Origin of the sequence: Francisella halioticida (genome assembly GCF_002211785.1) — a bacterium.
GTDB classification, from domain to species: domain Bacteria; phylum Pseudomonadota; class Gammaproteobacteria; order Francisellales; family Francisellaceae; genus Francisella; species Francisella halioticida.
In genome coordinates this window covers 344239-365555 of sequence record NZ_CP022132.1, presented here as the reverse complement: position 1 = coordinate 365555, position 21317 = coordinate 344239, and the positions used below count along the sequence as shown (strand labels likewise).

The following is a 21317-nucleotide window of genomic DNA, read 5'->3' as shown; positions in this document are numbered from 1 at the left end:
CTTTCTTAAATTTAGATTAAACATCTTTAAAAGAAATATCTTTTTAGTTATTTTAGTTAAATATTTTATTGCTAATCCTATTAATCTACGTGTATATTCTAGTTGTACTACTTATTTAATATAGGGGAATTTATGAAGATTAATAGCTCTAAAAAAATGTCTTTGGTTAGTGCCATTTTGATAGGTGTGACCTCAATGGTTGGATCAGGATGGTTGTTTAGTGCTCAGCTTACAGCAAAAAGTGCTGGTAATTGGGCGTTTTTAGCATGGATTTTGGCTACTATTGTAGTAATGATGGTTGGATTATGCTTGGCAAAGGTGGTCTCTGTTTATCCTGTTAGAGGTGCCACAACTAGATCCAGTGCTCTATCTCATAATAGTGTCTTCGCTATGCCATTTGCTTTCGCAAACTGGTTTGGAATTGTTGTAATGATATCAACTGAAGCTCAAGCAACTACACAATATCTTGCTGGCATAAATGATTTTGGTTGGTTAATGCATAATGGTATCATATCTATGTATGGCATGATGTTATCTTTATTTATATTATTTCTTTACCTTGTTATCAATTTCTATGGTGTAAAACTACTCGCTAGTGTTAATAATGGCATAACCATATTTAAAATGTTCGTTCCTGCAATTATTGTTATAATTTTTATTGTATATGCTTTCACACATAGTGCAAATCATCATAGTTTAATGTCATCAAAAATACCGAACAACAATTTCTCCATGAGTGATGCCTTAACTGCTATTGTAGCTGGTGGTCTAATATATACATTTAATGGTTTCCAGATTGTTGTAGCATATAGTAGTGAAATCAAAAACCCTTCTAGAAATGTGCCACTGGCAATCATTTTATCACTATCTCTAGTTCTAATACTATATATGGGACTACAATATGCATTCATGCAAGCAGTTCCTCATGACTATCTAATATCAAAAGGTGGCTGGGCTGGACTTGATTTTGAATCTCCCCTATTACAATTAGCTTCACTTATTGGTCTAGGATATATAGCTTTCTTACTCATTATTGATAGTATTATTAGTCCATCTGCAACTGGATATAGTTATCTTGGAGCTTCCTCTAGGATGCTATATGCAATGTCTGCAGAAGGTCAAATGCCAAGATACTTTGCTAAAATTAACAAAAAAGTTAATATCTCACGAAGATCACTAATAGCTAACTTCTTAATATGTACTGTTTTTCTGATGTTTTCAGATAACTGGGCTGCTTTAATGCTTATCGTTACAGGCTTTAATATAATAGGTTACATGGCTGCCCCAGTAAGTATGGGAGCTATTGCGCCAAAACTACGAATATTTGGATTAATAGTATTTGTGGTATTAGCACTACTTTTAAATACTGTTGAAGTTACGACAAATATTCACCTAAGCATTATATTGGTAGTGCTTATGACTGTTTTTGGAGCTTTTGAATATAGAAGAGTAGGATTTAGGAATCTTTTCATATTAATAGCTCCTTTTATTATATTTGTATGTACAGTATCTCCTTTTGATAACTATATTCTTCAAGGAGTTGTAGGGGCTATATTTTATCTAATAGTTACAGACAAACGTTACGTCGCTTTCTGTAAAAAAACTGCTAATGAAAAGAATTTAATAGAAGATTAAATCTATAACTTATATTATTTGTAACCTTTAGAAAACAGTGTCAATAGGCATTGAAAATTGACCCCGATAGGCACCGAATTTTTGACCCCCTAGAGGACCTAAAATGACTGATTTTTAGTCAGTCAAAATCATCTGTTTTATTTCCTATTTTTAAGTCTAAAACTATCATTGCCAGTTTCAATAATTTCATAGTTAAAAGTTAAACGATCTAGCATAGCTGAAGTCATCTTCTTATCACTAAAAATCTGTGTCCATTCTCCAAAAGATAAATTTGAAGTTATAATCAAAGATACATTTTCATGTAACTTACTCAGAAGGTGGAATAATAAAGCTCCTTCAGACTTTGAGAAAGGTAAATAGCCCAATTCATCTAAAACAATCACATCCATTGATTTTAACTTTTCCGCAAGCTTTCCCGAGTTATTGTTTAACTTCTGCTGCTCTAATTGGTTAACCAAATCAACGATATTGTGAAATCTTGCTTTCCTACCTAATTTGACTATTTCTCTAGCAATGGCTATAGCTGTATGAGTCTTACCAGTGCCAGTAACCACCAACTAAAATAATGTTACGCTTACTATCTACCAAACCTGTGCTTTGTAAGCCTATAACAAGCTCTTTGTTGATTACACTCTTATCAAAATCAAATTCATCCAAAGATTTAGCTGTAGGGAACTTAGCCAATTTAATTTGATTATTAATTGATTTAACAGCTCTATAACTGACCTCTTTCTCAAGTTGCTCCTCTAACCACTTATAATATTGAGTATCATCCTTATCAATCTCTTTAAGACCATCTAAAACTGTACTTAGATGTAACTTTTTTAAATACTCTTGAAGTTCTATCATATTTATAGACCTCCTAATAATTGATTATAATTATTACAGTTAGCTATTGGTGGATTCTTAAGCTTTAGACTATCAGCAACATCAACTATAGGTGCACCTTTCTCACATTTTAAACGTATTATTGAGTTTATAATATGCTGAGAATTTATAACATTACTACCAATATCTAAGTCACATGCTATTTCAACAGCCTCAATGCCATAATCTCTCAAAGATAATAGAACCTCAACAGCTTGCCTATCTCCACCGTTCTTAGACATCAAAAGATCTTTAACTTTTAAAATACTTTTAGGTAAAACCCAATCTTTAAAAGGTTCTCCATTTCTCAACGCTCCTGGCTTTCTTTCCAAAAGGTTTAGATAATGATATGGGTTAAGTATCCTTTTATTTCTATCTAAACATATATCATGTGTAGCAATCTTGTTACCATTACAGAAAATTCTTATTTTGCTTGGATAAGCTCTAACATCTACAGATCTATTAGCATATTCACAAGCGACACTATATCTATTACTATCGTAGCTAACCAAACAGGTCTTATCTACCTTGCGTGTAATTTCTTTATACCCATTAAAGGGGGAACTAAAGTCTCGCAATAAGCTTTTTTCTTGTCTAAACACATCATAAATAGTTTTATCTCTTATTTCTGTATGTTTGCGTTGTTTAGATATATCTAATACTCTTTGTTGTAAATGTCTATTAAGCTCCTCCAATGTATCAAATTTCAACCTTGGCTTGAATAGCCAATCTCTGATATTATCAACTTGGTTTTCTACTTGTCCTTTTTCCCATCCTGAAGCTGGGTTACATGCTGTGGGCTCTATAACATAATGCTTTAACATACATAAGAAGTTTTGATTGAACTTACGGTTGGATTTGCTCACAAACACTTTATCTACTGCTGTTTTCATATTATCATAGATACCTCTTTGAGTTACTCCACCAAAGAACTCAAAATGGGACTTTTGATGTCTGGGCATTGAATAAATTATAATAATCTCCATGTAAATAATTTTGAAATAGATCATTATATGTCCTTTCCTTTTGGTAATTTTGCCTATACAAATTCATTTAGAGAAGAGTTATATGATAGCTTTGAAACTTATGCTGATACCACATTTGAATTAATATATGCTTTATCATCATCAAATGCTAAAACTGCTGTTGAGCTATCTTTATCCCCATTTTTTACTCGACAATATAGCAGCATATCTTAGATACTAAAGATAGAATCACAATCATCGATATTGGGTAAAGTGGGAACAAAATTGATTAATGAAATAAAATTAAACAATTCATCCAACATACATTTTTATGCTCTAGATGAAACATCAATCTTAAAGCCTAACTCAAAAAGCATGGATAGAAGAAGATTTGTTTATGGATTGACTAATGGTACGGGTAAAGTTGGCATAGGTCATTCATACTCTTATTTAGTATACTTAGGCAGGAGATGGGGCAATGGGTGGTACCTGTTAATTTGCAGCGAGTGACTGCTGCTGATTCTGGTATTAGTGTAAGCTTAGATCAATTCCATAAATACATATCTAATCAAGAGAATTCAGGAGATATTAATGTTCTGATTGGTGACTCAAAATACAGTTCAATGGAATGTATTCATAGAGTTTACTCAGAACATAATAATACATTATTGTTAAGCAGGCTTTATAATACCCCATGAAATTTTAACAACAATTTTGAGAATTTAGTTCCTAAAGTAGCTAAACTATAAATGAGCAATTTAGGATAAATGTAAATGAGTAATAAGAGAAAAATATATACCGTTGAATTTAAGACTAAAGTTGTCTTGGAATAGGACTTTTGATGTGTAGTAATCTCTTCCACCTATCAGCGGAATCTCAAATACTATATAATTTTCTAAAATCTGCCTAATTTATATAGGAATTTAACAAATTAGTTTGATGATTTGTTAGTTCTAGAACACCAATTATTTCATTTTTAGACTTTTTCAAAACTATCTTAGAGTCTGGTATTTTTTGTTTTTTACCATACTCACTATTTTCTGATTTTTTATAAGGCTGATAAGAAGCTCTTTTATTTAAAACAGTACCTGGAGCTCGTCCATATCCATGAGATTTATATACACAATGCTTTGCTGGTGAACCAATCTCTTGTAATATGGTTGATAGATTCCTTTGCACTTGATAAGGCGTGGAAATACTATTGTTTTTACGCATTTGTTTTTGCCAAGGATGTAATAAATCCGTATCCAATAAACTTGCACATGCAAGTGAATTTATGTAGGCAAGTACACTAACTTGATTCCAAATATCTAGTGTTGGAGTATCTGGAGTTTCATATTTACCTAAAAGTAAATGTTGCTTAGAAAACCTAAAGAAATGCTCAATATTAAATCTACTTGAATATCTAGAAAATATTTCAAAACTAGTCAGCTTTCCTCTATCTTTGCCAGCTAACATCAACCACATATTTTTGTAGTATACTGGATCTCCATTGTCTTTAAAAACTTGAACTTTAACAATATCAAAACAATTCTCATGCATTGGCATGTTCCTTTTTCCATGAATAATTAAATTATTCCAACGAGTCAATTTTACAGTATATACTTTTCCTCGTGTGGTAACTATTTCACATTGTTCAGAATCAGATGGAGCTGTAGTCCATGTTGATTCATCATTTAATTTAAAAGACTCACCATATTTTTTGAGCTTATTATCACTATGATCTTGAAAAGATAAATTTCTAACAGAGTTAAGCCTGCTTAACAATAATGTATTATTATGTTCTGAGTAAACTCTATGAATACATTCCATTGAACTGTATTTTGAGTCACCAATCAGAACATTAATATCTCCTGAATTCTCTTGATTAGATATGTATTTATGGAATTGATCTAAGCTTACACTAATACCAGAATCAGCAGCAGTCACTCGCTGCAAATTAACAGGTACCACCCATTGCCCCATCTCCTGCCTAAGTATACTAAATAAGAGTATGAATGACCTATGCCAACTTTACCCGTACCATTAGTCAATCCATAAACAAATCTTCTTCTATCCATGCTTTTTGAGTTAGGCTTTAAGATTGATGTTTCATCTAGAGCATAAAAATGTATGTTGGATGAATTGTTTAATTTTATTTCATTAATCAATTTTGTTCCCACTTTACCCAATATCGATGATTGTGATTCTATCTTTAGTATCTAAGATATGCTGCTATATTGTCGAGTAAAAAATGGGGATAAAGATAGCTCAACAGCAGTTTTAGCATTTGATGATGATAAAGCATATATTAATTCAAATGTGGTATCAGCATAAGTTTCAAAGCTATCATATAACTCTTCTCTAAATGAATTTGTATAGGCAAAATTACCAAAAGGAAAGGACATATAATGATCTATTTCAAAATTATTTACATGGAGATTATTATAATTTATTCAATGCCCAGACATCAAAAGTCCCACTTAATGAACTAGGAGTCATGGAAAGATACGATATAAACCCTATAATCATCTGCATTAACAATAATGGCTATACTGTTGAAAGAGCTCTAGAGCTTGATCCTGATCCTGATCCTGATCCTGATCCTGATCCAAATTATGACGATATAGCACAACTAAACTACACTTTATTGCCCAAAGCCTTTGGATGTAAAGACTGGCTATCTATCAAAGTAAGTACAGAAGTTGAGCTAGCTGATGCTTTAAAAGATGCTAGAAAACATACTAAAGGTGTTTACATCGAGGTTATAACAGATAAATATGACTACGGAGAGACGCTTGATTTTTATAATCTCAAACAGATGTACGGAGATAGCTAAAAAGATAATTATTTATATAATTTATCAAGAACTGGCTTAAATGTAATACCTTGTATAAAAATAGATAGCAATACTGTTAAGTATATAATCGAGAAAGCTATTGAATGTTTTTCATCAAGGTAACCAACTGCGTTGGTAACTTAAATCTTAACCAAACTAGGGTTTTTTGATACAATATAAATCAACTTCGTTTGATTTATATTTGACCAATTAGAACACCAACTAAAATCCAAGAGCTACTGCAGTATAAAAATGCTTGGTGGGATTATTATCAAACATATAAAGATATCATCAGAACTGAGGTAGTTGAGACAATAGTTAAGATGCTTAGCTGTGGCATCCGTGCCAGAGGTTTTCATCACTACAGCTGCTCTAACCCCAAATGCTTACACTCCAAGAATGTCACTCATAGTTGCTCATGTAGATATTGTCAAACATGTGGAGTTAAACCAACCAACGATTGGATTAATGAGCAATTAGAAACTTTGCCTAATTGTGACTGGCAACATATAACTCTAACAATGCCTGATACTTTATGGCCATTATTCAAAGATTGGAAACTTCTTAACAAACTTCCAAAGATAGCTGGCGATATTTTCAATGAAATTGCCAAGAAACAAAAAGGTATTCGTATTGGGATGTTTATGGCTATCCATACTTTTGGTAGAGCTCTTAATTGGAATACTCATCTACACATGTCAGTAACTATGGGCGGTATTAATGATAAAAATGTTTGGAAGAAAATTAGGTTTGTAAAAAAGGTGATTATGCCTATGTGGCGATATAGAGTTTTAAACTTACTCAGAGAGCATCTTACACAAACTGAAATTGACGAACAGTTTAATAAACAGTGGGTTATACATTTTGCAGAGCCTACAAATAATCCAAAAAACACAATAGCATATCTTGGTAGATATATCCGAAGACCACCTATATCAATGTCTCGCTTAAAGCATTATGATGGTAAAGAAGTTACATTTAGATATTTAGATCACAAAATATCTAAATTCAAAAATGAAACTCTAGATATGAATGATTTCTTAGATAGATTTACTCAGCATATACCTCCCAAAGGATTTAGACTCATCAGATACTTCGGCTTTCTCGCAAACTGTGTTAGAGGTAAATTGTTGCCGAAGATATATCAGATATTTAAGCAAGATCCTAAAGCTACCACTAAAACCAAATGGGCTGAGCTGTACAAAAAATCTTTTACTGTTGATCCTTTAGAATGCATATTGTGTGGTTCGCAACTACTACTCACAGGTACTGTAATTGGATTGAGCTCAAAAGATTTTATGAATCACCATGAACATCTGGCAAAAAGAAAACGAATTATTTAGCACTACAGGGATTAATTCGTCTGGAATATGGAATTGGTTAAGAATAACTTTATTTTAGTATCAAATAACTATGATAAGTGTATTTTTGTGAGCATATGAGTTTTGTCATTTTTTGATTATCTGAAATTTGGATTTTTCAGCATTTTTTACGCAATATCGAAATCGCTATTCATCAATATCGAAATCGCTATTCATTAAAAGGAATTGATAATGTCAATGCAATAGATACACCTCCTCTTAAACCTCCCCATGTCATTGCAAAGCTATTTTTCCAGAAAGCATTATCCATTTTCCTTTCTAGAACAAGCATAGGTAAGATGATACTAATATATCGAGAAACTACCGTAACAAAAAAACCTACTAGTCCAGCAGTAATCAGACCTATTGTATATTTCATTTCTAATACTTCAATACCAACTAAAACAAATAAAAATGCATTTAATAGCTCATCAATAACAAACCAGAAGCTATTCAGAGTGTGTTTTGATCGTCTTGAAAGTTTGTTTCGAAAATTACTATTACCTATTATTAGACCTGTCACAACCATAACTAAAGGGCCTGAAACAGCAACTTGCTCAGCCAGCCAAAAACCAAAACTTACTAAGGCTAGAGAGATTATAATTAAAGTTTGCCCATCATCTGCCCTATGCATAAACCAGATACCTACATAGCCAATTACAATACCTAATACAATTCCTCCTAACCCCTCTCGTAAAAATAACATAATAATTTTATTCGTTGTCAAATGATCTCCTGTACCAAATATCATAGAGACTAGTACCACAAATAAAATTATAGATACAACATCATTAAATAATGATTCACCTATTAAAGTTGATTTAACCTTATCAGGAATATTTTCATTTTTCTTAAAGATAGCAAAGACCGTTACAGGGTCTGTTGGTGATATTATAGCTCCAACAAGAAGACAGACTGGATAAGGTATATAATCATTTAAAACAATAGATGCTACTAACCAGAAAATAGTTCCAATAATAAAAGTGGATATCAAAACTCCAACGCTTGCTAAAGTAAGTATCCTAGATAAATGTTTCTTAAGATCTACAAAGCTTAAATGCATCGCTGAAGCAAAAAGAAGATAGCCTAGCATACCTCTAAGTACAACCTCTTTAAAGTCCACACTATTAAGCATACGATACGCATGAGTAAATAATTGAGGGTATATATTTATTGCTCTAATGCACTAACTATTATTAGACCAATAGATTTAGGAAGCTTTAAGTATCTAAAATTAAGATAACTAGATATAGCTGTTATAACCAAAGCAAAACAAATAAAGTATAGTGACTCAAAATATTACCTTCTTAAATATACTTCTCTTTAAGGTAAGTATATTTGTTAAATAAACTTAATTACAAATTTTATTAAATTTAGGGTATTAATTCAGCAAAAAACAGGAGTATAATTCATATTCAAGATCTATTGTGATATACTCTAGTTTAGAAGTCTTCAGGGCAGGGTGTGATTCCCTACCGGCGGTAACTGTTAATACAGAAGCCCGCGAGCGCTCTCTAATATTATTTAGAGAGGTCAAGCAGATTTGGTGAGAATCCAAAGCCGACAGTATAGTCTGGATGGAAGAAGATTTGGTAAAACTCATACATATTTTGATACTTGGGCCAACGTAATTTGATCTTTAGTGTTATACCGTGTTTTCCTTCCCTGCCCTAAATGTAAACTATAAAATTTAGATGGGCAAATGAAAAATATTGACAGATACTATATGCAACAGGCTTTAACCTTGGCAAATAGGGGTAGACTTTCAGTTTCTCCAAATCCAATGGTAGGCTGTATCATAGTCAAAAATGGTACTATTATTTCTGAGGGCTGGCACTCTATGGCGGGTAAATCCCATGCTGAAATATATGCTTTAAACAAAGCTGGCACCCAAGCAAAAGACTCAACAGTATATGTAACTCTTGAGCCATGCTGTCATCAAGGCAGAACTGCGCCATGTACCGATGCACTCATTAAAGCGAGTGTAAAGAAAATTATAATTGCAACTTTTGACCCTAACCCTAAAGTAGCCGGCAACGGTATTAAAAAACTTAAAAATGCTGGCATAGAGGTTAAGGTAGGACTTTTAGAAAAAAAAGCTCAACAGTTAAATAAGATATTTTTTCACTATCAGAAATATAAAACACCTTTTGTATATGCTAAATGGGCAATGTCTTTAGATGGTAAAATAGCTGTCAATGCTGGTGATTCTAAAAAGATAAGCTCCAATAAAGCCTTTATCAATACTCATCAATTACGTAATATTTGTGATGCTATCCTGGTTGGCAAACAAACTCTTATTGAAGATAATCCAAGTCTAAATGTCCGCATAAATATTAATAAGCTCAAAAACCCTACAAGATTCATTCTATTTAATAAAATTGATGAAATTGATAATAACTGGAAAATCTTAGATCAAAATATTGCTAAAACTATTTTTGTTTGCTGTGATATTTCTGACAAGGCAAAATCTCAACTTAATCAATCTGGTATTGAATATTGGATATTATCACCTGGTGATGAACAAGTTTGCTTAGAGAGCCTATTGGAAAAAATGGGAAATATGGGAATAACAAGTCTTCTTATTGAAGGCGGTAAAAAAACTCTTGTGAGCTTTATTAATAAAAAGCTTATAAATGAGTTTGACACTTACCTAAGCCCAGTAATAATAGCTGACCATAACCATAAAGAAAAACTATGTTTTAATAAAATAGCAAAAATAGGTAATGACCTTCTTATAAACTCTAGCTTTAAGGAAAATAAAAATGTTTAGTGGCATTGTACAACAATCAGGCGAAGTAAAAAAAATATCTACTCAGAGAAATGTTAAATCTTTTGAAGTAGCATTTAACAATAGTCAAAAATGTAAAATAGGTGATAGTGTGGCAATAAATGGTGTCTGCTTAACTATTACAAAGCTAAAAAATGATGAAAATATAGCTACTTTTGACGCTGTACCGGAAACTCTTGATAAAACAAATCTAGACTTACTTCAAGTGAATGATCACGTTAATACCGAACTTGCTCTTTGCTATGGAGATGTTGTCGGTGGCCATATGGTTCAAGGCCATGTTGATGAGAAAAGTATGATTAAAAACATCACAGATGTTAGTGGTGCTTGGATGATTGAAATATCAGCTTCAAAAGATTTTCTAAAATATCTAATAAATAAAGGTTTTGTAACTATTGATGGTATGAGTATAACAATAGTTGAAATTTTGGATGAATCTTTCACAGTAACGCTCATACCACACACTATTAATGCAACTATCGCAAAAGACTATATACAAGATTCCGTAGTAAACCTTGAAGCTGACGCAACAGGTAAATATATTTATAAGTACATACAAGGGTTTAAAGAAAATGTTTAAAGAAATAAAACATAATGTTGAAAATGCTATAAAAGCCCTTAAACAAGGGATTCCTATAGTTGTACTTGATGACCATGACCGAGAAAATGAAGGAGATTTAGTAGCTATAGCAGAGACAATAACCCCCGAAACTGTGAACTTTATGATCACACATGGCAAAGGTCTTGTATGTACCCCTCTAACTCAAGCTAGGTGTGAAGAGTTAGGTCTAACTCCAATGGTAAGCAAAAATACCGAATCTATGCAAACTGCTTTTACGGTATCAATAGATTTAAAAGGTAATGGCGTTACAACGGGGATATCTACTTCTGATAGAGCAAAAACAATAAAAGCATTAACTGATGCTCAAATAAAAGCTTCAGATCTTGCTCGCCCTGGCCATATATTCCCACTAGTTGCCAAAGATGGTGGTGTTTTAAAAAGAGTCGGACATACCGAAGCCTGTGTAGATCTTGCTCGACTTTCTGGTTTTACTCCTGCTGGAGCTATTTGTGAAATTATTAATGATGATGGAACCATGACAAGAGGTAAAGATCTTGAAAATTTTGTCAAAAAATATGATTTGCCTATGTTAACTATTGCAGATCTTTATCAATATAGACTAGCGACTGAGATTTTTGTTACAAAAATGGCAAGCTCAACTATACCGTTTAAGAAGATTGGCAAACTAGAAATGAGCGTATACAAAGATAATTTTAGTGAAGATGAAGTAATTGTTCTTTCAAAACCTTATTCTGGTGATAATCCTTTAGTAAGAATGCACTCCTCTTGCGTAACTGGAGATATTTTTGGTTCTTTACGTTGTGACTGTCAAGCTCAGCTACATAAAGGTATCGAAATGATTAGCGAAGAAGGAGGCATCTTCATATATCTTGATCAAGAAGGCCGAGGAATTGGATTAACAAATAAACTCAAAGCATATAATTTACAAATAAATCAGAATATGGATACAGTCGAGGCAAACATTGCTCTAGGACTGCCTATTGATGCCAGAAAGTATGATTTAGCAATCCAAGTTTTGAAATACAACAAAGTTAATAAGTGCCGACTCATTTCAAATAACCCTAAAAAACTAGAGGCTCTTAGGAATGTTGACATCAGTGCAGAGCCTGTATATTGTGAAGCATTCGTAAATTCTCACAATAGAGATTATTTAATAACTAAACAAACTAAAACAAAACATACAATCAAAGGATTATAGGCATAGACATGAAAAAATTAGCTATTGTTGTAAGTGAATTTAACTCTTTAATTACAGATAAAATGTTAGAAGGTGCTTTGGAAGAAGCTTATTCTCAAGGCTTAAAAGATAGTGAAATCTACATTAGAAAAGTTCCGGGTGCCGTTGAGCTTCCGTATGCAGCTAAGCTTTTAGCTGAGACTTCTAAATTTGATGCTATAGTGCTGTTAGGCTGTGTAATTCGTGGACAAACAGATCACTATGATTATGTTTGTGATCAAGTAAGCTACGGCACCCAAAGAGTTATGCATGAGTATAATTTACCGGTAATTTTTGGTATATTAACTACACATAACAAAGAGCAAGCCTTAGAAAGAGTTGGTGGTAAAAAAGGTCACAAAGGTAAGTACTGCGTGCAAGCTGCACTAACTATGGCAAAAATCAAGAAAGATATATTAGAACAAGGAGTATAAATATGTCTTTGGAAATCTTAAAATATCCTCACTCAATCTTAAAAGAGGTAGCTGAGGAGCTTAAGAAAGAAGAAATAAATAATCAACTACGTACAACTCTAGATGAAATGCGTGAGATGATGCTTGATGCAAATGGTGCTGGACTAGCAGCTATACAAGTAGGTATCAAAAAGAGATTCTTCATAATGTTTGATAATTTAGATGATTCATCTCCAGAAATTATTGCTATTATAAATCCCAAGATAATAGCGCAAGATGGTGAAGTGATTGATGAAGAAGGTTGTCTTTCCTTTCCTGGTGTCTCTGCAAAAGTAAAAAGGGCTACAAATGTTAAGATATCTGCTTTAAACGAGTTTGGTAAAGAAGTTATAATTCAAAAAGATGGATTCTTAGCTCGTTGTATTCAACATGAGATAGATCATCTAAATGGTATAACATTTTTTGATCACCTAGGTTCTCTTAAGAGAAAAATGATAGAAAAAAAGTATAAGAAACTTATGAAAGAAAATTCTAATTATCAAGTATAGTTTTTTTAACCATTTTGGTAAACAAGACTTTACTTTTGATAGCAACTAGGCAAAATTTCTTTTGTAAAAGTATAAAACGGAATTAATATGCACAATTTTTTAAAAAAGACATCATTACTTTTATTTGTTCTAATAATAGCATCATGTGGCATGCTAACTGGCGATAAATTTGTTTATATTGGACATAGCAAAAACACTCCTGACTATCAGCTATATTATGATAAAACTCGTAAAATGTTTGTTCTTATAGATAAGCGAAATGGCTGCTTCCAGAAAAATGATACAGGAACATGTTTTGCCTTAACATTACAGCAAGCAAGAGAGTTCAGGCAAAAAGTATTAGTCAAGATGATTGAAATAGATCTAAGACTAGCAAAAGATAATTACGGTAGTTACGCTATTGCTGAATTACAAAAAGCCGGGATAACAACTGTTAATAAACCAATTAAAATCAAAAGTGTATATGCAACACCTATTAGACAAATTGTTATTGATAGAAAACAACAATACCACTTAGTCAGAAAAAAATATAAAGTACAGGCTAATCTTGTTGCAATGGTCATGACAGATGATAATGGTAAAAGACGCATTAAAGTTGCTTATACTGTTGATTTCCCTGGGCTAGAAAAACGCTATGGCACTGAACTTAGACCATTTGTTATAGATCCTGAATACCTATATACTCACATGACTATAGATACTGTACATGAAGCACACTATATGCAAAAAGATGTACTAAATAATCAAAAAGAAGTTAAAAAAGAAATTGTAAGCTATCTTAACAATGTTGTAGATCAAGATAAAAAAGCTAATGGTAGTAATCCTGAAGAAAGTATGGCTAATGAAATAGCTGCTCAAGATAGTGACATAGTAACAAAAAGTGATCTTGAAAAAGATAAATCCAAGAAAATAAATAGTGGTAGCTCCATGACTACTGCTAAAAACAATAATAGTATTTCTAACTCAACTAATAGCAATAACCCTACAGCTAAAAAATTAGATGATGAAAATGCAAATAGTGGTGTCTCTAGCTCAATAAATAGTGGTGTCTCTAGCTCAATAAATAGTGGTAGCTCCATGACTAAAAACAATAACAGTATTTCTAACTCAACTAATAGCAATAACCCTACAGCTAAAAAATTAGATGATGAAAATGCAAATAGTGGTGTCTCTAGCTCAATAAATAGTGGTAGCTCTATAGCAAGCAACTCCGGAGAGAGCAACAGTGATTTTGGTTCAGTAAATCAAAAGAATACTGCTATTATTGGAAAACTAGATAGTGAATAAATAACTACATAATCTAAATCAAAATTTATATTTCCTAAATTATAACTCCGCCTCCAAGACAGATATCTTCATTATAAAAAACCACTGATTGACCTGGAGTAATAGCTCTTTGAGGCTGGTCAAAAACCACATTGATTAAACCATCTTGTATTACATTTACTTCACAAGGCTGATCCTTCTGTCTATAACGAACTTTAGCTTTACATTTAAACTTATCTGCTGGAGGATTTCCTGCAACCCAACTTAAATCAATAGCTTCTAAGGAGTCTCTAAACAGCATTGGATGATCATGACCTTGTACTGCAATAAGTACATTATTTTTCAAATCTTTTTTTGCGGCAAACCAAGGTATTTCCGGACGATTTTTTACACCTCCAATACCTAAACCTTGCCTTTGCCCTATTGTGTAGTACATAAGCCCATCATGCTCACCAATCTTGATACCATTTTCATCATGAATTTCACCTTTTTGAGCTGGCAGATATTTGGATAAAAATTCTTTAAATTTACGCTCCCCAATAAAACAAATACCTGTACTATCTTTCTTATCAAATGTGACAAGATTATTTTCTTTCGCTATTTGACGAACTTTTTCTTTTTCAATATCCCCTATTGGAAATATTGTTTGCCTTAGTTGCTCTTGACCAAGAGTATATAAGAAGTATGTTTGGTCCTTATTATCATCCAAACCTTTAATAAGCTCTACAGAACCGTCTTCTAATGCTCTTGTTCGTGCATAATGGCCTGTTGCTATATAATTCCCTCCAAGCATATGAACATAGCCTAGAAAAGCTTTAAACTTGATTTCTTTGTTACAGAGAATGTCTGGGTTAGGCGTTCTTCCTGCTTTATATTCAGTCAAAAAATGCTCAAAAACATTATCCCAGTACTCTGCAGCAAAATTTATTTTCTTAAAGGGAATGCCTATAGAATCACAAACTGCTTGAGCATCAGCAATATCTTGCTCAGCTGAGCAAAACTCCTCAGTATCATCCTCTTCCCAATTTTTCATAAAAACGCCGGTTACATCATAACCTTGCTGTTTTAGTAATAATGCTGAAACTGATGAATCAACACCACCTGAAATACCTACTACTATTTTTTTTGACATAATCTATTTCTTTAACACTGATAAGAAAGCTTCTTGAGGAATTTCAACTGAACCAATATTTTTCATTCTTTTTTTACCTTCTTTTTGTTTCTCCAAAAGCTTTTTCTTACGTGACACATCTCCGCCATAACATTTTGCTAAGACATTCTTACGTAAAGCTTTAACTGTACTTCTAGCAACGATAGTACCACCAACAGCCGCTTGTATAGCAACCTCAAACATCTGCCTAGGAATAAGCTCTTTTAGCCTTTCAACTAGCTCTCTACCTTTATATTTAGCTTGATCTTTATGCACAATACTTGCTAGAGCATCAACTTTATTCCCGTTGATAAGCACATCTAGGCGCAGCATATTCGCAGCTTCATAACGAATAAGTTCATAATCTAATGAACCATAACCTTTAGTTACAGATTTTAAAGTATCAAAAAAGTCAGATACAACTTCGATCATTGGTAAGTCATAAGTTATTGAAACTTGACTACCAACATAGTTTAGATCAACTTGCACACCCCTTTTCTCAATACAAATTGTAATTACACTCCCAACATAGTCTTTTGGTACAAGAATGTTTGCTCTTACTATTGGCTCATGAATTTCCGCAATAGCTCCTGGTTCTGGTAGCTTAGATGGATTATCAACCTCAATCATTTCACCATCTTTTTTGACTGCTTTATAAACAACTGTTGGTGCTGAAGTAATTAAATCAAGGTTATATTCTCTTTCTAGCCTTTCTTGGATAATCTCCATATGTAACATCCCAAGAAAACCACACCTAAAGCCAAAACCTAGAGCTTGAGACACTTCTGGCTCAAAAAATAACGATGCATCATTTAAGCTTAACTTTTCTAACGCTTCTCTAAAGTCTGGATAATCATCAGAACTTATAGTAAACATTCCAGCATAAACTTGTGGCTGTACTTTCTTAAACCCTGGTACTGGCTTATCTGTAGGATTATGAGTATGTGTAAGGGTATCACCAACTGGAGCACCATGAATATCTTTAATACCAGCAATAATAAAACCAACCTCACCTGCTTTTAGATGGTCAAGGTCTTTCATTTTAGGCGTAAATACACCTACTCTATCAGCTTGATAAGAAACGCCTGTTGACATAACTTTAAACTTCTCACCTTTCTTCAAGGTGCCGTTTTTAATCCTAACTAATGAAACAACTCCTAAATAGTTATCAAACCATGAGTCAATAATCAAAGCTTGCAATTTATCATTAACATCACCTTCTGGTGCTGGTACTTTAGCAACGATTGTTTCTAGTACATCCTCAACACCTATACCAGTTTTAGCACTACAAGTAGTTGCCCCTGTTGCATCTATGCCGATTATCTCTTCAATCTCTTCTGCCACCCTATCTGGTTCAGCAGATGGTAGATCTATCTTATTTAAAATAGGAATCACTTCTAAGTCTTGTTCTATTGCTGTATAGCAGTTAGCAACAGTTTGTGCTTCAACCCCTTGAGCTGCATCCACGACAAGTAAAGCCCCTTCGCAAGCAGCTAATGAACGCGAAACTTCATATGAGAAATCAACATGTCCTGGAGTGTCAATAAAATTAAGTTGATATGTCTGACCATCTCTTGCTATATAATCTAATGTCACAGACTGTGCTTTGATTGTAATACCACGCTCTCTTTCTATATCCATAGAGTCCAGCACTTGTTCTTTCATTTCTCGTTCTGCCAAACCACTACACACCTGAATAAATCTATCTGAAAGTGTTGATTTCCCATGATCGATATGAGCTATTATTGAGAAGTTTCTTATATTTTTCATATATATGTATACTTTATTAGTTATTTATAATTTATAAATCTAGCTAACTATTATGCTACAAAATGATATTAAAATGTAGTGATAGAGACATTTAAATAACTAAATATTAATCAATTATCTTATAATCCTGTTGACAAAAAAGCTTAATGTATGCAAAATACTTTAGCTATTATATTTATATATTTGTGTTTCTCGATTTATCCCCCAGAGAAACTAAAGTTATAAAAAGTTAAAAAATTAAAACTGGAGAATAAAATTGGCTAACTCAAAACAAGCGAAAAAAAGAATTATTCAAGCTGAAAGAAACCGTCAACACAACGTTGCTCGTCGTTCAATGATGAGAACTTTTTTGAAAAAAACAGCATCTGCTATAGAAAAAGGTGATGTTGAAGCAGCAAAAGAAAACTTCACAAAAGTAGTTCCATTATTAGATAAATATGCTACTAAAGGTTTAATCCATAAAAATAAAGCTGCTAGACATAAGTCTCGCCTAAGTGCTAAAATCAAAGCCCGTTCTGCAGCTTAGTTATTTTTCCACTATCTATTTTTCTATCACATTTTTCTTATTTTTTGTGTTATTCTATTCTTTTAGAGTAACATAGAATTCCTTTATGCTATGCCGACAATTAAAGTTCACTATACAGATAATATTCAAATATCAGATAAGCTAGATAAGTTTAGTAGTAACTTACACACGACTCTTGTCAAGATCATTAAAACAGATATTCATACTTGCAGAACCCTAATCTACCCGTGTAAAAACTATGTATCTGGTGATAATTCTAGTAATTTTGATGGTTTTATCCAGCTTGAAATTGATATTCTTCCTGGTAGAGTCCCTGAACTACGTAAAAAACTAGGTAATACTTTACTAAATGATTTAAAATCCCTTTGTAGCAGTTGTAATATTTCTGTAGATTATCGTGTTATCGTAAGAGAAATAGACACTGAATTCTACTTTGGTCTTTAGAACACAGGTTCTTTAGTCGGTGGAGCATAGTTTCCATAAATTCCAATTAATTTATCTTGGTTATTGAAAGTTAATATTAGTTTTGATTCACTAAATATACTCGACTGCATATCTTTTTTATAAGTATTTATATAAATAAACTGATTAGGGTTAAAAGTATCTATGATATCTGGAGAACCTAATATATATATGACTTCACTTTTTGTCATATCTGGTTTAATTTCAAGAAGTTCCTTGTTTAATATTTTCTTACCTTGAGGGACTGGAGCTGTATACGGCTCTATACATCCTGCTATAAAAAAACTAATCGTAGCCAAGATAATAATTTTAGTTAGTTTTTTTGAACTCATTTTATTAGTCTTCTAGGCCTGCAAATAATTTTTGATCAATAATATCACATAAGCAGTGAATTATAAGAAAATGATTTTCTTGTATACTTGCAACACTATTAGATGGGACTCTTAATTCAATATCTTCAGGGTTATACATATTTTGCAGTCTCCCTCCACTTGCCCCTGTTAGAGCTATAACTTTCATTTCTAAATCATGAGCTTCCTCAACTACCTTAAGTATATTCTCTGAGTCACCAGTAGTAGATACAACTAACAATATGTCATCCTCATTACCAAGTGCAGCAACTTGCTTAGAAAATATTTCAACAAAACCATAATAATTGCCTATTGCTGTAATAGTTGCCATATCTCCAGTCAAGGAAACTGCTGGTAAAGGAGGTCTTTCCATTTCAAAGTGATTTAATAATTTTGATGAAAAATGCTGTGCTATAGCCCCAGAGCCTCCATTACCGCATGCTAATATTTTACCACCATTCTCTAAGCAAGAAACCATTGCTTTCGCAGCTTGTACTATCGCAGGAGGCAAAACATTAGCTGTCTCTATTTTTGCTTGTATACTATTCTCAAAATAACTATTAACTTTATCTAAAGAAGTCATTGTTTTCTCTATATTTAAGCCTTATAAAAATTTTACTATATTCGATTTTTGATAGCCAGTGTAATAGCTAGTATTTCAAACTAATCTAGTAATTATGTTAATTTTTGATTTTTTTATTACAATATCTATGAGGTTTTTTGGTAGATTAATTACTTATATTATAATGTCCTCAGAAAAAGCTACTGATTTTAGAAAGATTTTTATTCCTAGATGTTAAACTTAACTAGATAAATTAGGAAATAGATAAATGAGTAAAAAAAGAGTAACGTATACAGCTGATTTTAAAGCTAAAGTAATTATAGAATTGCTAGAAGGCGATATGACAGTTAATGAGATAGCAAGTAAGTATGATTTACTTCCTAAAAACGTGCACAATTGGAAGCAGCAATTTTTATCTAATGCTTGCTTAGCATTTGATAAAAGCTCTGTTGTTAAGGAGTATAAGCAGGAAATAGATGAGCTTAGAAAAGATAAAGATGCAACAAGTAAAAAACTAGTCGAGGTAATAGTAGAGAGGGATTTTTTAATGGGAAAGCTAAAAAGCTTGGTATCATCAAATGATAGAGTAAACTCTGTAGATACTAAGCTAGAATTATCTTTAAATAATCAGCTTAAACTATTATCTGTATTTAAGAGTGTGTACTATTATACACCAATATCAAAATTTAGTAGTAATGATGATATTAAACTATTAAATGCAATAGATTTGATACATACTAAACATCCATATTATGGTACGAGAAGGCTAGTAAAGTTGCTAAATAGATTAGGATTTCTAGTTGGAAGGAAGCTAATCAAAAGTGCTATGGAATTCATGGGTATTAAGGCATTGTATCCTAAAAAAAAGACAACTGTCATTAATAAGCAACACAAGAAATATCCATACTTACTTAATGTATTTAAAAATGAGACGAATCAGGTTGTTATAGATAAAGCTAATAAGGTATGGAGTGCTGATATCACGTATATTAGACTAGAATGTGGGTATGCATATTTAGTAGCCATAATAGATTGGCATAGCAAGAAAACACTAGCTTGGAAGATTTCTAATACTATGGATACACATCTAACAACTAGTGTGTTAAAAGAAGCGTTATTTAAATATGGTAAACCTGATATCTTTAACTCTGATCAAGGAACTCAATATACAGCAAAAGAGCATATTAAAATATTATCTGATAATAAAATAAATATATCTATGGATGCTAAAGGAAGATCTATAGATAATATTGCAATTGAGAGATTTTGGAGAACACTGAAATATGAAAATGTTTATCCGGCATCATATATAACTATGAAAGAGGCTAAAGTAGGTATCAAAGAATATATTGATATTTACAACAATGAAAGACTACATTCTAGTATTGGATATATGACTCCTGATGAAGTATATTCTGGTATTTTAGATGCTGCATAAAAGCAAGAAATAAAAATATTTTATAATAGTGGTATTGAATAACAGGGACAGTTTATTTACAAGAAAGACCTGCGTTAGTTATCGCGTCATAGAGTATCTTCTTTACCGTCAATTGTTTAATGTTTAAATCTGTTTTTTCTTTTGCTTCTTCATATATTTTTTTAGAAGATATATATATTAATAACCATAGTTACAACTATTGCAGATATCGTAACTGCTACTAAAAGTTCTACCAACGTTATACCTTTGCTGGAATTATTTTTATTTATATTTTTTTGCATACTACTAAACTTAGATATTAACTCAATTTATTATGTTTAATGACTTCTTTTGATACGGTAATTCCAGACTCCTTATTTTCCCCAACAAACTTCACTAGACTAGAACCTGATCCTTTAAATTTCAAAAAACTATTACCTTCAACAGAGCTCTTATTAAAACTTCCTGTAAGAATATAATGATCTATTTTCTTATTTAGCTCCTGGGATAGCTGTACTCTTTTCTCTGATACAACCGATGTCATTATTGTTGAATTTATTACTAAAAAAGACGATGTTAATATAAATAATCCTATCCCTGCTGAGATCAAGCTCTCT

At 32.3% G+C, this 21317-nt stretch carries 26 protein-coding genes, 2 pseudogenes and 1 riboswitch; of the genes and pseudogenes, 15 read left to right on the top strand and 13 right to left on the bottom strand.

All coding sequences use genetic code 11. The features are described from left to right. Positions 1-132 precede the first annotated feature (132 nt). Positions 133-1635 (top strand): APC family permease, encoded by a 1503-nt coding sequence (locus tag CDV26_RS01965; RefSeq protein WP_088771869.1) that lies wholly within the window; start codon positions 133-135, stop codon positions 1633-1635. A 137-nt stretch (positions 1636-1772) separates the two neighbouring features. Here the strand turns inward: CDV26_RS01965 and CDV26_RS01960 are convergent, their stop codons facing one another. From CDV26_RS01960 to CDV26_RS01950, 3 genes are read right to left on the bottom strand one after another with little or no spacing between them, the layout of a single operon-like run. Further along, positions 1773-2189 (bottom strand): ATP-binding protein, encoded by a 417-nt coding sequence (locus CDV26_RS01960; protein WP_157671368.1) that lies wholly within the window; start codon positions 2187-2189, stop codon positions 1773-1775. Then, positions 2170-2484 (bottom strand): ATP-binding protein, encoded by a 315-nt coding sequence (locus CDV26_RS01955; protein WP_088771691.1) that lies wholly within the window; start codon positions 2482-2484, stop codon positions 2170-2172. The genes CDV26_RS01960 and CDV26_RS01955 overlap by 20 nt, the downstream gene beginning before the upstream one ends. 2 nt (positions 2485-2486) lie before the next feature. Then, complete coding sequence (locus tag CDV26_RS01950) at positions 2487-3464, bottom strand: Mu transposase domain-containing protein (protein WP_157671365.1); 978 nt, start codon at positions 3462-3464, stop codon at positions 2487-2489. Positions 3465-3515: 51 nt separating this feature from the next. Here CDV26_RS01950 and CDV26_RS01945 point away from each other — a divergent pair, with 51 nt between their 5' ends. Genes CDV26_RS01945 through CDV26_RS01940 form a run of 3 tightly spaced genes read left to right on the top strand, consistent with a single transcriptional unit; the run spans position 3516 to position 4165 of the window. Beyond that, a complete protein-coding gene (locus CDV26_RS01945; protein WP_088771866.1) occupies positions 3516-3701 on the top strand; it encodes a hypothetical protein in 186 nt (61 codons plus the stop codon). Between the two features lie 51 nt (positions 3702-3752). Further along, a complete protein-coding gene (locus CDV26_RS11850; RefSeq protein ID WP_157671353.1) occupies positions 3753-3977 on the top strand; it encodes a hypothetical protein in 225 nt (74 codons plus the stop codon). Beyond that, positions 3938-4165, top strand: coding sequence for a hypothetical protein (locus CDV26_RS01940; protein ID WP_157671359.1), 228 nt, complete (start codon positions 3938-3940; stop codon positions 4163-4165). The genes CDV26_RS11850 and CDV26_RS01940 overlap by 40 nt, the downstream gene beginning before the upstream one ends. A gap of 208 nt (positions 4166-4373) precedes the next feature. Here CDV26_RS01940 and CDV26_RS01935 read toward each other — a convergent pair whose 3' ends face one another. From CDV26_RS01935 to CDV26_RS11840, 3 genes are read right to left on the bottom strand one after another with little or no spacing between them, the layout of a single operon-like run. Then, the gene (locus CDV26_RS01935; RefSeq protein WP_157671356.1) at positions 4374-5432 is read right to left on the bottom strand and encodes a hypothetical protein; all 1059 of its coding nucleotides are present in this window, start codon (positions 5430-5432) and stop codon (positions 4374-4376) included. Next, entirely contained in the window at positions 5393-5617 is a 225-nt protein-coding gene (locus CDV26_RS11845; protein WP_157671353.1) for a hypothetical protein, read from the bottom strand. The genes CDV26_RS01935 and CDV26_RS11845 overlap by 40 nt, the downstream gene beginning before the upstream one ends. Positions 5618-5668: 51 nt before the next feature. Further along, entirely contained in the window at positions 5669-5854 is a 186-nt protein-coding gene (locus CDV26_RS11840; protein WP_088771866.1) for a hypothetical protein, read from the bottom strand. A 65-nt stretch (positions 5855-5919) separates the two neighbouring features. On the opposite strand from CDV26_RS11840, the pseudogene CDV26_RS01930 reads away from it, so the two are divergent. Both CDV26_RS01930 and CDV26_RS01925 read left to right on the top strand, forming a co-directional pair. Continuing rightward, positions 5920-6285, top strand: a pseudogene (locus tag CDV26_RS01930) (thiamine pyrophosphate-dependent enzyme); the annotation flags it as partial. A 209-nt stretch (positions 6286-6494) separates the two neighbouring features. Next, positions 6495-7628, top strand: coding sequence for an IS91 family transposase (locus CDV26_RS01925; RefSeq protein WP_157671630.1), 1134 nt, complete (start codon positions 6495-6497; stop codon positions 7626-7628). Between the two features lie 187 nt (positions 7629-7815). On the opposite strand, the gene CDV26_RS01920 is transcribed toward CDV26_RS01925, so the two are convergent. Next, positions 7816-8781 (bottom strand): cation:proton antiporter, encoded by a 966-nt coding sequence (locus tag CDV26_RS01920; RefSeq protein WP_157671350.1) that lies wholly within the window; start codon positions 8779-8781, stop codon positions 7816-7818. A gap of 309 nt (positions 8782-9090) precedes the next feature. Continuing rightward, positions 9091-9239, top strand: a riboswitch (FMN riboswitch). Positions 9240-9348: 109 nt separating this feature from the next. On the opposite strand from CDV26_RS01920, the gene ribD reads away from it, so the two are divergent. The 6 genes and pseudogenes from ribD to CDV26_RS01890 form a co-directional block, all read left to right on the top strand. Beyond that, positions 9349-10419, top strand: a complete 1071-nt coding sequence (ribD, locus tag CDV26_RS01915) for a bifunctional diaminohydroxyphosphoribosylaminopyrimidine deaminase/5-amino-6-(5-phosphoribosylamino)uracil reductase RibD (protein WP_088771862.1) — start codon at positions 9349-9351, stop codon at positions 10417-10419. Continuing rightward, positions 10412-11017 (top strand): riboflavin synthase, encoded by a 606-nt coding sequence (locus tag CDV26_RS01910; protein WP_088771861.1) that lies wholly within the window; start codon positions 10412-10414, stop codon positions 11015-11017. The genes ribD and CDV26_RS01910 overlap by 8 nt, the downstream gene beginning before the upstream one ends. Continuing rightward, positions 11010-12218, top strand: coding sequence for a 3,4-dihydroxy-2-butanone-4-phosphate synthase (ribB, locus tag CDV26_RS01905; RefSeq protein WP_088771860.1), 1209 nt, complete (start codon positions 11010-11012; stop codon positions 12216-12218). Before CDV26_RS01910 ends, ribB begins: the two co-directional genes overlap by 8 nt. An 8-nt stretch (positions 12219-12226) precedes the next feature. Continuing rightward, complete coding sequence (ribH, locus tag CDV26_RS01900) at positions 12227-12670, top strand: 6,7-dimethyl-8-ribityllumazine synthase (RefSeq protein WP_088771859.1); 444 nt, start codon at positions 12227-12229, stop codon at positions 12668-12670. Positions 12671-12672: 2 nt separating this feature from the next. Continuing rightward, a complete protein-coding gene (gene def / locus CDV26_RS01895; protein ID WP_169709700.1) occupies positions 12673-13197 on the top strand; it encodes a peptide deformylase in 525 nt (174 codons plus the stop codon). An 87-nt stretch (positions 13198-13284) separates the two neighbouring features. Beyond that, positions 13285-14193: pseudogene (locus CDV26_RS01890) on the top strand (FTN_0109 family protein); the annotation flags it as partial. A 325-nt stretch (positions 14194-14518) separates the two neighbouring features. Here CDV26_RS01890 and mnmA read toward each other — a convergent pair. After that, the gene (gene mnmA, locus CDV26_RS01885) at positions 14519-15595 is read right to left on the bottom strand and encodes a tRNA 2-thiouridine(34) synthase MnmA (RefSeq protein ID WP_420809888.1); all 1077 of its coding nucleotides are present in this window, start codon (positions 15593-15595) and stop codon (positions 14519-14521) included. 3 nt (positions 15596-15598) lie between these two features. Next, positions 15599-17383 carry a translation elongation factor 4 gene (gene lepA, locus CDV26_RS01880; protein ID WP_088771856.1) on the bottom strand — a complete coding sequence of 595 codons (1785 nt, stop codon included), beginning with the start codon at positions 17381-17383 and terminating at the stop codon, positions 15599-15601. Between the two features lie 256 nt (positions 17384-17639). On the opposite strand from lepA, the gene rpsT reads away from it, so the two are divergent. After that, positions 17640-17909, top strand: a complete 270-nt coding sequence (rpsT, locus tag CDV26_RS01875; RefSeq protein WP_088771855.1) for a 30S ribosomal protein S20 — start codon at positions 17640-17642, stop codon at positions 17907-17909. Positions 17910-17999: 90 nt separating this feature from the next. Continuing rightward, positions 18000-18353 (top strand): tautomerase family protein, encoded by a 354-nt coding sequence (locus tag CDV26_RS01870; protein ID WP_088771854.1) that lies wholly within the window; start codon positions 18000-18002, stop codon positions 18351-18353. Here CDV26_RS01870 and CDV26_RS01865 read toward each other — a convergent pair. Then, positions 18350-18703, bottom strand: coding sequence for an outer membrane protein assembly factor BamE (locus CDV26_RS01865; RefSeq protein ID WP_088771853.1), 354 nt, complete (start codon positions 18701-18703; stop codon positions 18350-18352). The genes CDV26_RS01870 and CDV26_RS01865 overlap by 4 nt on opposite strands. Before the next feature lie 4 nt (positions 18704-18707). Next, positions 18708-19304 (bottom strand): SIS domain-containing protein, encoded by a 597-nt coding sequence (locus CDV26_RS01860; protein WP_088771852.1) that lies wholly within the window; start codon positions 19302-19304, stop codon positions 18708-18710. A 247-nt stretch (positions 19305-19551) separates the two neighbouring features. Between CDV26_RS01860 and CDV26_RS01855 the strand changes: the two genes are divergently transcribed. Further along, positions 19552-20721, top strand: coding sequence for an IS3 family transposase (locus CDV26_RS01855; RefSeq protein ID WP_088771851.1), 1170 nt, complete (start codon positions 19552-19554; stop codon positions 20719-20721). 161 nt (positions 20722-20882) lie between these two features. Here CDV26_RS01855 and CDV26_RS12820 read toward each other — a convergent pair whose 3' ends face one another. Then, on the bottom strand, positions 20883-21002 hold the full coding sequence (locus tag CDV26_RS12820) for a PulJ/GspJ family protein (protein ID WP_245806480.1): 120 nt from the start codon (positions 21000-21002) through the stop codon (positions 20883-20885). Between the two features lie 17 nt (positions 21003-21019). Next, positions 21020-21244 (bottom strand): hypothetical protein, encoded by a 225-nt coding sequence (locus tag CDV26_RS12815; RefSeq protein ID WP_245806479.1) that lies wholly within the window; start codon positions 21242-21244, stop codon positions 21020-21022. Between the last annotated feature and the right edge of the window lie 73 nt (positions 21245-21317).

Coding starts and splice junctions, on each gene's coding strand:
- CDV26_RS01965 (WP_088771869.1), top strand. CDS start 133: ATGAAGATTAATAGCTCTAAAAAAATGTCTTTGGTTAGTGCCATTTTG.
- CDV26_RS01955 (WP_088771691.1), bottom strand. CDS start 2,484: ATGATAGAACTTCAAGAGTATTTAAAAAAGTTACATCTAAGTACAGTT.
- CDV26_RS01950 (WP_157671365.1), bottom strand. CDS start 3,464: ATGCCCAGACATCAAAAGTCCCATTTTGAGTTCTTTGGTGGAGTAACT.
- CDV26_RS01945 (WP_088771866.1), top strand. CDS start 3,516: ATGTCCTTTCCTTTTGGTAATTTTGCCTATACAAATTCATTTAGAGAA.
- CDV26_RS01940 (WP_157671359.1), top strand. CDS start 3,938: ATGGGGCAATGGGTGGTACCTGTTAATTTGCAGCGAGTGACTGCTGCT.
- CDV26_RS01935 (WP_157671356.1), bottom strand. CDS start 5,432: ATGGGGCAATGGGTGGTACCTGTTAATTTGCAGCGAGTGACTGCTGCT.
- CDV26_RS11840 (WP_088771866.1), bottom strand. CDS start 5,854: ATGTCCTTTCCTTTTGGTAATTTTGCCTATACAAATTCATTTAGAGAA.
- CDV26_RS01920 (WP_157671350.1), bottom strand. CDS start 8,781: ATGCTTAATAGTGTGGACTTTAAAGAGGTTGTACTTAGAGGTATGCTA.
- ribD (WP_088771862.1), top strand. CDS start 9,349: ATGAAAAATATTGACAGATACTATATGCAACAGGCTTTAACCTTGGCA.
- CDV26_RS01910 (WP_088771861.1), top strand. CDS start 10,412: ATGTTTAGTGGCATTGTACAACAATCAGGCGAAGTAAAAAAAATATCT.
- ribB (WP_088771860.1), top strand. CDS start 11,010: ATGTTTAAAGAAATAAAACATAATGTTGAAAATGCTATAAAAGCCCTT.
- ribH (WP_088771859.1), top strand. CDS start 12,227: ATGAAAAAATTAGCTATTGTTGTAAGTGAATTTAACTCTTTAATTACA.
- def (WP_169709700.1), top strand. CDS start 12,673: ATGTCTTTGGAAATCTTAAAATATCCTCACTCAATCTTAAAAGAGGTA.
- mnmA (WP_420809888.1), bottom strand. CDS start 15,595: ATGTCAAAAAAAATAGTAGTAGGTATTTCAGGTGGTGTTGATTCATCA.
- lepA (WP_088771856.1), bottom strand. CDS start 17,383: ATGAAAAATATAAGAAACTTCTCAATAATAGCTCATATCGATCATGGG.
- CDV26_RS01870 (WP_088771854.1), top strand. CDS start 18,000: ATGCCGACAATTAAAGTTCACTATACAGATAATATTCAAATATCAGAT.
- CDV26_RS01865 (WP_088771853.1), bottom strand. CDS start 18,703: ATGAGTTCAAAAAAACTAACTAAAATTATTATCTTGGCTACGATTAGT.
- CDV26_RS01860 (WP_088771852.1), bottom strand. CDS start 19,304: ATGACTTCTTTAGATAAAGTTAATAGTTATTTTGAGAATAGTATACAA.
- CDV26_RS01855 (WP_088771851.1), top strand. CDS start 19,552: ATGAGTAAAAAAAGAGTAACGTATACAGCTGATTTTAAAGCTAAAGTA.
- CDV26_RS12820 (WP_245806480.1), bottom strand. CDS start 21,002: ATGCAAAAAAATATAAATAAAAATAATTCCAGCAAAGGTATAACGTTG.
- CDV26_RS12815 (WP_245806479.1), bottom strand. CDS start 21,244: ATGACATCGGTTGTATCAGAGAAAAGAGTACAGCTATCCCAGGAGCTA.